This window comes from Shigella sp. SIG3, assembly GCF_053555855.1.
On record NZ_JBQZXE010000133.1, the window covers coordinates 1 to 9,014 of the forward strand.

Below are 9,014 nucleotides of genomic sequence, written 5' to 3' on the forward strand. Positions count from 1 at the left end.
TCTCTTCGTTGTTCCGACCATCCTGTGAAGTGTTTCACGTTGTCGTCTCAACGGAGGCGCATTATAGGGATCCCAATATTTTGCACAAGTATTTTTTTGATCTTTTTTTCTGTTTGTTGTTTTTTCACCCTTTTTGCTGCAATCGCACACAAAACGGTGCTTTTTTGCATACTAAAAGACTTGCACAAGGCCAATAATGCCCCCAAAGTCATTAGTAAATCATTTATTGCTGAGGTAAGTATGTCTGATGTTTTACGCCCATACCGCGATCTTTTTCCACAAATCGGTCAGCGCGTAATGATCGACGATAGCAGTGTCGTGATTGGTGACGTTCGTCTGGCTGATGATGTGGGGATCTGGCCGCTCGTTGTGATTCGTGGAGATGTACATTATGTACAGATCGGAGCACGCACCAATATCCAGGATGGCAGTATGTTGCATGTCACTCATAAATCCTCGTACAACCCAGATGGCAACCCATTAACCATTGGCGAAGATGTCACTGTTGGTCACAAGGTGATGCTCCACGGCTGCACCATTGGCAATCGAGTTTTGGTTGGGATGGGCTCAATTTTACTTGATGGCGCAATAGTAGAAGATGATGTGATGATTGGTGCGGGTAGTCTGGTCCCACAAAATAAACGGCTGGAGAGCGGATATCTGTATCTCGGTAGCCCCGTCAAACAGATCCGCCCGTTAAGTGATGAAGAGAAGGCTGGGTTACGCTATTCCGCGAATAATTACGTGAAATGGAAGGACGAATATCTGGATCAGGGTAACCAGACCCAGCCTTGATCATCTTCACTTTGTTCCTGAATTAAGTTTTCCGCTTCTTCTTCCAGGTCCCAGCGATGCTGACGAAAACTCGCTAACCACTGTTCTGGCGTATCTCCAGTAAAGCGATACGCCAGACTCTCGCCAGAGATCGCGCATGTCAGTTGCATACCATTCACGAGAGCGGGAAAACATACACATTTTTTATTCTCGTCCCACTCTTCCCTGTCCGGAAACTGGATGGCCTGATTCACGCGGACAATTCCTCCTGCAATTGCTTTATAACTGGTTCTACGTCAGGCAGAACACCGTGCCAGAGAAGAAAGGCATGAGCCGCCTGTGCCACCAGCATTCCTAAACCATCAGCATTACGCTTTGAGCCTCGCTGCTCACACCATGCCAGAAAAGGAGTTTTTCCTTTCTGATAGAACATGTCATAGCAATAAATGCCTGGATGAATGAGCGATGACGGGATCGCCGGAATATCACCACTGATGCCACTGGATGTTGCATTAATAATGAGATCAAACTCATGACCTTCCAGTTCGTCCATACCCAACGCCTGAATACTGCCAGTGTGCGCAAACAATTTAGCCAACTCTTCCGCGCGGGATACCGTCCGATTAGTGATTGTCACCGCACAGTCCAGGGAAAGAAGTGGCAGTAGTACGCCGCGAGATGCTCCACCAGCGCCGATAAGCAGAATACGTAAACCAGGGCGGATAAAAGACAGACGTTCCAGATCGCTTAACAAGCCTACACCATCGGTATTGTCACCCAGCAGGCGTCCATCTTCTAACCGCTTGAGGGTATTAACTGCACCAGCCAACGCTGCCCGTTCAGTAAGCTCATCCGCTCTGGCAAAAGCCTCTTCTTTAAAAGGCACCGTCACATTCGCACCTTTACCACCAGCACGAAAGAAAGCGTTCAGTGTGTTGATGAAATCATTGATGGGTGCCAACACGCGCCCATAGGGATGTTCAATATTCAGTTGCTGAGCAAATTGCTGATGAATGAATGGCGATTTGCTGTGGGCTATCGGATTACCAAAAACAGCATAGGTTTCCATTATGTTACCCCTGTCGAAACAGTTCACCCGTCAGGGCATCGCGGATTTCTGAAGGATTTAAACGCCCCCCCGTTTCACCAGGCACAACCGGGAACGCCGCGCCAAATTGTGCGCGAACTTCGTCTACTGTTCGACAAGGTGGCAATCCACTCAAGTTGGCACTGGTAGAAACCAGCGGTTTACCATAAGCCTGGCACAAAGCAACCACCAACGGATGGTCGGTGACTCGTACAGCAAGCGAATCAAAGCGGCCCGTCAACCAGCGCGGTGTTGTCGCAGGCGCGGGAAAGACAAAGGTGACAGGACCTGGCCAGCAGGAAAAAATGGTTTCACGCTGCACGTCAGTCAACATGGTGTCATCAATATAGGGTTTAAGCTGCTCGTAATTTGCCGCGATTAAAATCAGCCCCTTATCAACCGGACGCTGTTTTAACTCCAACAGTCTCATCACTGCTGTTTCGCTATCAGGATCGCACCCGACACCGAAAACGGCTTCCGTTGGATAGGCGATGACACGTTTTTCATTGAGGACATCTATCGCAGCTGCGATAGCGTCTCCTTGCAGGTTATTATTCACGTTATTATTCCGCCGAAACCGGCTTTCCACATTGTTTACTGGCACAAAAGTGTTTTACACCCTGCGCGGTTTTCTTTTCGATGAGTAGCGGATAATGACACTCAGGGCATTCTCCAGCTATTGGTTTGAAGTTAATGGCAAATTGACACTCCGGGTAGCGATCACAGGAGTGAAATGTTTTGCCATAACGGGAGCGGCGCTGGACCAGATGGCCCGTCCGACATTGGGGGCATGTAATTGCTGTTTCGTCCGGTTTATCGATAAGTTCGGTATGTTCGCATTCAGGGTAGTTACTGCAACCAATAAACATACCAAAGCGTCCCTGGCGTAATACCAGATTTGCGCCACATACGGGGCAAACCTGCCCCTCCAGAACTTTGACAATATGTCCATCCGCTGAAGATTTCAGAGGACGGACGTAGTCACACGCCGGATACTGTGAGCATCCAAGAAACGGACCGTGTTTCCCGGATCGAATAACCAGTTCAGCCCCGCACTTTGGGCAGGACTCATTATTACGCACCGTGAACAGTGCTGATTTTGCCATAACAACTTATGCTGAATTAAAGAAATGATTAATGCAGCATACCTTCATTCACTTCAAAGAGTAATTCTTCCATTTGCTGGTACGCATTTTCGCAGCCCGGGATGTTGAACAACACCATCAGGATCACCCATTTCAGATCATCCAGTTCGAACTCTGCGTTATCCAGCGCGAGCACTCGCTCTATCACCATTTCACGAGTTTCAAGGTTGAGCACCTGAATCTGCTCAAGGAAAAGCAGAAACCCACGGCAGCTGGCATCCAGTCGTTCACACTCTTCCGGTGTATAAATACGCATGGAGAGAGGATCCGAGGCCAGTTGCATCGGTTCTGCCAACCCTTCCTGATAATCAGCAAGTTTTTCCAGCCATAGCAGGGCATTGTAGATATCTTCTCGCTCAAAACCTGCGTCGGTAAGATCCTGTTCAAGTTTGTCTTGATCCACACGCAACTCAGCTTCAGTGTGAATATAGGTTTCAAACAAATACATTAGTACGTCGAACATGGCATGCCCTCCTCAATCGGACATAGCCGCCGGGTACAGCTGCGATCCATCCTGCTAACTCCAGTTCGAGTAGTTGAGTAACTACCTCTGGCACAGGTTGGCCGGCACGTTCAGCGACGACGTCAACAGGTGTTACCTCATCTCCTACGTTAGCCAGGAGCTCAGGAAATGGCAATGCCACGTCTTGCTGATCTGGTGAATAAAATGAATTTTCAGGGGCGTCTGGCAACCAGTGCAATCCAAATTGCAAGTTTTCCAGAATTTCTTCCGGTTCCGTCACAAGAATCGCACCTTGTTTTATTAACCAGTGAGGCCCTTCGCTTCCCGGATTCCCTATTGGACCTGGCAAGGCAAAAACTTCACGCCCCTGCTCAAGCGCACAACGTGCTGTCACCAGCGAACCACTGCGCAAAGCCGCTTCCACCACCAGTACACCTTTACTTAGACCACTGATAATGCGATTTCTTCGTGGGAAATTGTAAGCAAGGGGTGGAACATCGAGGGGAAATTCCGAGACGAGAGCGCCACCCTGTTCAAACAGACTGGCAGCCAGTCGGGCATGGCGACGCGGATGAATGATATTAAGTCCATTCCCCAATACAGCAATGCTGACGCCATTTACCTGTAAGGCCGCTTTATGCACCACACCATCGATTCCACGCGCCAGTCCACTCGTAATTGTCACTCCACACGTCGCCAGAGTTTCGCAAAATAATCGCCCCCATCGCTCGCCATACCATGAATGCGCCCGACTCCCCACTACGGCAAGCTGAAATGAATGCAGCGCGTGCAGTTCTCCTTCAACAAACAGTGCGCCGGGGTAATCTGTCGTCGCCTGAAGTTGAGGAGGATAAAATTCGCTGTCCGCAGGGATTAAATGATGGTTGGGTTGCTCCAACCAACAAAGTGAGCTTTCGATACTCTTTCGTGGAAATGAAAGAAAGCGTTGTGCCTGCCGCAATGTAAGCCCTGTTTGCTGCAATACAACCGCATCAATATGCGACTGTTTTGCCAGCCAGTGAGCGATACGGACCATATCATCGCCGTACAAGCTGCTGATGCTCATTAAACGCAGCCAAATTTCTGTATCGACCATCCTTATCTCCCTGTCATAAGCAAGCCTTAGCAATCTTTGCGATTGGTCAGTGATGCTGTCAATCAAGTGATGCTGTCAATCAGAGGGGGATTTGTCTAGAATAGAAGAAATAATCTTTCTAACTCCTGAACACATCTCTGGAGATTTATGTCAGTTTTGCAAGTGTTACATATTCCGGACGAGCGGCTTCGCAAAGTTGCTAAACCGGTAGAAGAAGTGAATGCAGAAATTCAGCGTATCGTCGATGATATGTTCGAGACGATGTACGCAGAAGAAGGTATTGGCCTGGCGGCAACCCAGGTTGATATCCATCAACGTATCATTGTTATTGATGTTTCGGAAAACCGTGACGAACGGCTGGTGTTAATCAATCCGGAGCTTTTAGAAAAAAGCGGCGAAACAGGCATTGAAGAAGGTTGCCTGTCGATCCCTGAACAACGTGCTTTAGTGCCGCGCGCAGAGAAAGTTAAAATTCGCGCCCTTGACCGCGACGGTAAACCATTTGAACTGGAAGCAGAGGGTCTGTTAGCTATCTGTATTCAGCATGAGATGGATCACCTGGTTGGCAAACTGTTTATGGATTATCTGTCACCGCTGAAACAACAACGAATTCGTCAGAAAGTTGAAAAACTGGATCGTCTGAAAGCCCGGGCTTAAGGATAAGAACTAACGTGTCAGAATCACTACGTATTATTTTTGCGGGTACACCTGACTTTGCAGCGCGTCATCTCGACGCGCTGTTGTCTTCTGGTCATAACGTCGTTGGCGTGTTCACCCAGCCAGACCGACCGGCAGGACGCGGTAAAAAACTGATGCCCAGCCCGATTAAAGTTCTGGCTGAGGAAGAAGGTCTGCCCGTTTTTCAACCTGTTTCCCTGCGTCCACAAGAAAACCAGCAACTGGTCGCCGATTTGCAGGCTGATGTTATGGTCGTCGTCGCCTATGGTTTAATTCTGCCTAAAGCTGTGCTGGAGATGCCGCGTCTTGGCTGTATCAACGTTCATGGTTCACTGCTGCCACGCTGGCGCGGTGCTGCACCAATCCAACGCTCACTATGGGCGGGTGATGCAGAAACTGGTGTAACCATTATGCAAATGGATGTTGGTTTAGACACCGGTGACATGCTCTATAAGCTCTCCTGCCCGATTACTGCAGAAGATACCAGTGGTACGCTGTACGACAAGCTGGCAGAGCTTGGCCCACAAGGGCTTATCACCACGTTGAAACAATTGGCAGACGGCACGGCGAAACCAGAAGTTCAGGACGAAACTCTTGTCACTTACGCCGAGAAGTTGAGTAAAGAAGAAGCGCGTATTGACTGGTCACTTTCGGCAGCACAGCTTGAACGCTGCATTCGCGCTTTCAACCCATGGCCAATGAGCTGGCTGGAAATTGAAGGACAGCCGGTTAAAGTCTGGAAAGCGTCGGTCATTGATACGGCAACCAACGCTGCACCAGGAACGATCCTTGAAGCCAACAAACAAGGCATTCAGGTTGCGACTGGTGATGGCATCCTGAACCTGCTCTCGTTACAACCTGCGGGTAAGAAAGCGATGAGCGCGCAAGACCTCCTGAACTCTCGTCGGGAATGGTTTGTTCCGGGCAACCGTCTGGTCTGATAGTCCACTCTTCTAAGCCCGGTCTTGCCGAGCATTTTTATACTTATGAAAAAACAACGTAATTTACGTAGCATGGCGGCCCAGGCCGTTGAACAAGTCGTCGAGCAAGGGCAATCATTAAGCAACATTCTGCCACCGCTCCAGCAAAAAGTTTCCGATAAAGACAAAGCACTTCTTCAAGAGTTGTGCTTTGGCGTACTGCGTACGCTTTCGCAGTTAGACTGGCTGATTAATAAGTTAATGGCCCGTCCGATGACCGGCAAACAGCGCACTGTGCATTACCTGATTATGGTTGGTTTGTATCAACTGCTTTATACCCGCATTCCACCTCATGCTGCGCTGGCTGAAACGGTTGAAGGCGCTATCGCAATTAAGCGTCCGCAACTTAAAGGGTTGATTAACGGTGTATTACGCCAGTTCCAGCGTCGGCAAGAAGAGTTATTAGCCGAGTTTAATACCCGTGATGCACGTTATCTGCATCCTTCCTGGTTGCTGAAGCGTCTGCAAAAAGCGTATCCAGAGCAGTGGCAATCCATCGCCGAAGCCAATAACCAGCGTCCGCCAATGTGGCTGCGTATTAATCGTACGCATCATTCCCGCGACAGCTGGCTTGCATTGCTGGATGAAGCAGGAATGAAAGGTTTCCCGCATGCGGATTACCCTGATGCTGTACGGCTGGAAACACCTGCACCTGTTCATGCGCTACCTGGTTTTGAAGACGGATGGGTTACCGTTCAGGATGCATCAGCACAAGGTTGCATGACCTGGCTTGCGCCACAAAACGGTGAACACATCTTGGATCTTTGTGCCGCCCCCGGCGGTAAAACAACGCATATCCTTGAGGTGGCACCAGAAGCGCAGGTTGTTGCGGTTGATATTGACGAACAGCGCCTCTCTCGCGTTTACGACAATTTAAAACGCCTTGGTATGAAGGCAACCGTGAAACAAGGTGATGGCCGTTACCCTTCCCAATGGTGTGGCGAGCAACAGTTTGATCGCATTTTATTAGATGCGCCTTGTTCAGCAACGGGGGTGATTCGTCGCCATCCAGATATTAAATGGTTACGTCGCGATCGCGATATCCCGGAACTCGCGCAATTGCAGTCTGAAATTCTCGACGCCATTTGGCCGCATTTAAAATCCGGTGGAACCCTGGTCTATGCCACCTGTTCGGTGTTACCGGAAGAGAATAGCCTGCAGATTAAAGCCTTTTTGCAACGTACCGCTGATGCCGAACTTTGCGAAACAGGAACACCAGAGCAACCGGGTAAACAAAATCAGCCTGGTGCCGAAGAGGGCGACGGCTTCTTTTACGCTAAGCTAATCAAAAAGTGATGAGATAACGGGTCGCGACTGATGAAAATTATCATTCTGGGTGCCGGCCAGGTTGGCGGCACACTGGCGGAAAACCTGGTTGGCGAGAACAACGATATTACTGTTGTCGATACCAACGGTGAGCGTCTGCGGACCTTGCAGGATAAATTTGACCTGCGAGTCGTGCAGGGGCATGGCTCTCATCCACGCGTATTGCGGGAGGCAGGTGCCGACGACGCCGATATGCTGGTTGCTGTAACCAGTTCAGATGAAACCAATATGGTTGCCTGCCAGGTAGCCTACTCACTTTTCAACACCCCTAATCGCATCGCTCGCATCCGCTCACCAGACTACGTACGCGATGCCGATAAGCTATTTCATTCAGATGCTGTACCGATTGATCATCTGATCGCACCAGAGCAGTTGGTTATCGATAATATTTACCGACTGATTGAGTATCCAGGCGCATTGCAGGTGGTGAACTTCGCTGAGGGTAAAGTCAGCCTCGCTGTAGTTAAAGCCTATTATGGCGGCCCGCTGATTGGTAATGCACTTTCGACCATGCGCGAACATATGCCACATATCGATACTCGTGTGGCAGCAATTTTCCGCCACGATCGCCCCATTCGTCCACAAGGTTCGACCATTGTTGAAGCTGGTGATGAAGTGTTCTTTATTGCCGCTTCACAGCATATCCGCGCGGTGATGAGTGAATTACAGCGACTGGAAAAACCGTATAAACGGATCATGCTGGTTGGTGGCGGTAATATCGGTGCAGGGCTGGCGCGTCGTCTGGAAAAAGATTACAGCGTTAAACTCATCGAACGTAATCAGCAGCGCGCTGCCGAACTGGCGGAAAAGTTGCAGAATACGATCGTCTTTTTTGGTGATGCGTCGGATCAAGAACTGCTGGCCGAAGAACATATCGATCAAGTTGATCTGTTTATTGCCGTCACCAACGATGACGAGGCCAATATCATGTCCGCCATGCTTGCCAAACGTATGGGTGCGAAAAAGGTGATGGTATTGATCCAGCGTCGCGCTTATGTGGATCTGGTTCAGGGGAGCGTGATCGATATTGCAATTTCACCACAACAAGCAACTATTTCTGCGTTGCTTAGCCATGTGCGAAAAGCAGATATTGTTGGTGTTTCCTCATTGCGCCGCGGCGTAGCAGAAGCTATTGAAGCCGTTGCTCACGGTGATGAAAGCACCTCACGCGTTGTCGGCAGAGTCATTGACGAAATCAAGCTACCGCCAGGAACGATTATTGGAGCGGTGGTACGTGGAAACGACGTGATGATTGCCAATGACAATCTGCGCATTGAGCAAGGCGATCACGTAATTATGTTCCTCACAGATAAAAAGTTTATTACCGACGTCGAAAGACTCTTCCAGCCAAGCCCTTTCTTCTTGTAATTAATAAGGCGTCTAATGACGCCTTATTATTTCCCTTTGATTATCAAGGATTAATTAAATTCATTCCTGGCAGGAAAATGGCTTAACATTTGTTAGA

11 protein-coding genes are annotated in these 9,014 nt (G+C 49.2%); 5 read left to right on the forward strand and 6 right to left on the reverse strand.

Going from position 1 to position 9,014, the window contains the following annotated elements; all coding sequences use genetic code 11:
* The first annotated feature begins 240 nt into the window (after positions 1-240).
* Entirely contained in the window at positions 241-795 is a 555-nt protein-coding gene (locus ACUU1I_RS17685; protein WP_001286216.1) for a gamma carbonic anhydrase family protein, read from the forward strand.
* Here ACUU1I_RS17685 and ACUU1I_RS17690 read toward each other — a convergent pair.
* The 6 genes from ACUU1I_RS17690 to dprA are packed head-to-tail and all read right to left on the reverse strand — an operon-like array spanning position 771 to position 4,565.
* Entirely contained in the window at positions 771-1,028 is a 258-nt protein-coding gene (locus ACUU1I_RS17690; protein ID WP_001070563.1) for a DUF1488 family protein, read from the reverse strand. The genes ACUU1I_RS17685 and ACUU1I_RS17690 overlap by 25 nt on opposite strands.
* Positions 1,025-1,843 (reverse strand): shikimate dehydrogenase, encoded by an 819-nt coding sequence (gene aroE, locus ACUU1I_RS17695; protein WP_000451217.1) that lies wholly within the window; start codon positions 1,841-1,843, stop codon positions 1,025-1,027. Before aroE ends, ACUU1I_RS17690 begins: the two co-directional genes overlap by 4 nt.
* Before the next feature lie 4 nt (positions 1,844-1,847).
* Positions 1,848-2,420, reverse strand: coding sequence for an L-threonylcarbamoyladenylate synthase type 1 TsaC (tsaC, locus tag ACUU1I_RS17700; RefSeq protein WP_005050640.1), 573 nt, complete (start codon positions 2,418-2,420; stop codon positions 1,848-1,850).
* Between the two features lie 4 nt (positions 2,421-2,424).
* Positions 2,425-2,967: a DNA topoisomerase family protein gene (locus tag ACUU1I_RS17705; protein ID WP_001129726.1), complete on the reverse strand. Its 543-nt coding sequence runs from the start codon at positions 2,965-2,967 to the stop codon at positions 2,425-2,427.
* Between the two features lie 28 nt (positions 2,968-2,995).
* The gene (gene smg / locus ACUU1I_RS17710) at positions 2,996-3,469 is read right to left on the reverse strand and encodes a DUF494 family protein Smg (protein WP_000460680.1); all 474 of its coding nucleotides are present in this window, start codon (positions 3,467-3,469) and stop codon (positions 2,996-2,998) included.
* Positions 3,441-4,565 carry a DNA-protecting protein DprA gene (gene dprA / locus ACUU1I_RS17715; RefSeq protein ID WP_000228520.1) on the reverse strand — a complete coding sequence of 375 codons (1,125 nt, stop codon included), beginning with the start codon at positions 4,563-4,565 and terminating at the stop codon, positions 3,441-3,443. The genes smg and dprA overlap by 29 nt, the downstream gene beginning before the upstream one ends.
* A gap of 147 nt (positions 4,566-4,712) precedes the next feature.
* Here dprA and def point away from each other — a divergent pair, with 147 nt between their 5' ends.
* The 4 genes from def to trkA are packed head-to-tail and all read left to right on the forward strand — an operon-like array spanning position 4,713 to position 8,917.
* Entirely contained in the window at positions 4,713-5,222 is a 510-nt protein-coding gene (gene def / locus ACUU1I_RS17720; RefSeq protein WP_000114986.1) for a peptide deformylase, read from the forward strand.
* 14 nt (positions 5,223-5,236) lie between these two features.
* Positions 5,237-6,184, forward strand: coding sequence for a methionyl-tRNA formyltransferase (fmt, locus tag ACUU1I_RS17725; RefSeq protein ID WP_000004430.1), 948 nt, complete (start codon positions 5,237-5,239; stop codon positions 6,182-6,184).
* 45 nt (positions 6,185-6,229) lie between these two features.
* Positions 6,230-7,519, forward strand: a complete 1,290-nt coding sequence (gene rsmB / locus ACUU1I_RS17730) for a 16S rRNA (cytosine(967)-C(5))-methyltransferase RsmB (protein ID WP_005103892.1) — start codon at positions 6,230-6,232, stop codon at positions 7,517-7,519.
* A gap of 21 nt (positions 7,520-7,540) precedes the next feature.
* Positions 7,541-8,917 carry a Trk system potassium transporter TrkA gene (trkA, locus tag ACUU1I_RS17735; protein WP_000691382.1) on the forward strand — a complete coding sequence of 459 codons (1,377 nt, stop codon included), beginning with the start codon at positions 7,541-7,543 and terminating at the stop codon, positions 8,915-8,917.
* The last annotated feature ends 97 nt before the right edge of the window (positions 8,918-9,014 follow it).

Excerpts from the sequence above, each read along its gene's own strand:
- ACUU1I_RS17685 (WP_001286216.1), top strand. The coding sequence starts at position 241 with ATGTCTGATGTTTTACGCCCATACCGCGATCTTTTTCCACAAATCGGT.
- aroE (WP_000451217.1), bottom strand. The coding sequence starts at position 1,843 with ATGGAAACCTATGCTGTTTTTGGTAATCCGATAGCCCACAGCAAATCG.
- ACUU1I_RS17705 (WP_001129726.1), bottom strand. The coding sequence starts at position 2,967 with ATGGCAAAATCAGCACTGTTCACGGTGCGTAATAATGAGTCCTGCCCA.
- smg (WP_000460680.1), bottom strand. The coding sequence starts at position 3,469 with ATGTTCGACGTACTAATGTATTTGTTTGAAACCTATATTCACACTGAA.
- dprA (WP_000228520.1), bottom strand. The coding sequence starts at position 4,565 with ATGGTCGATACAGAAATTTGGCTGCGTTTAATGAGCATCAGCAGCTTG.
- def (WP_000114986.1), top strand. The coding sequence starts at position 4,713 with ATGTCAGTTTTGCAAGTGTTACATATTCCGGACGAGCGGCTTCGCAAA.
- rsmB (WP_005103892.1), top strand. The coding sequence starts at position 6,230 with ATGAAAAAACAACGTAATTTACGTAGCATGGCGGCCCAGGCCGTTGAA.
- trkA (WP_000691382.1), top strand. The coding sequence starts at position 7,541 with ATGAAAATTATCATTCTGGGTGCCGGCCAGGTTGGCGGCACACTGGCG.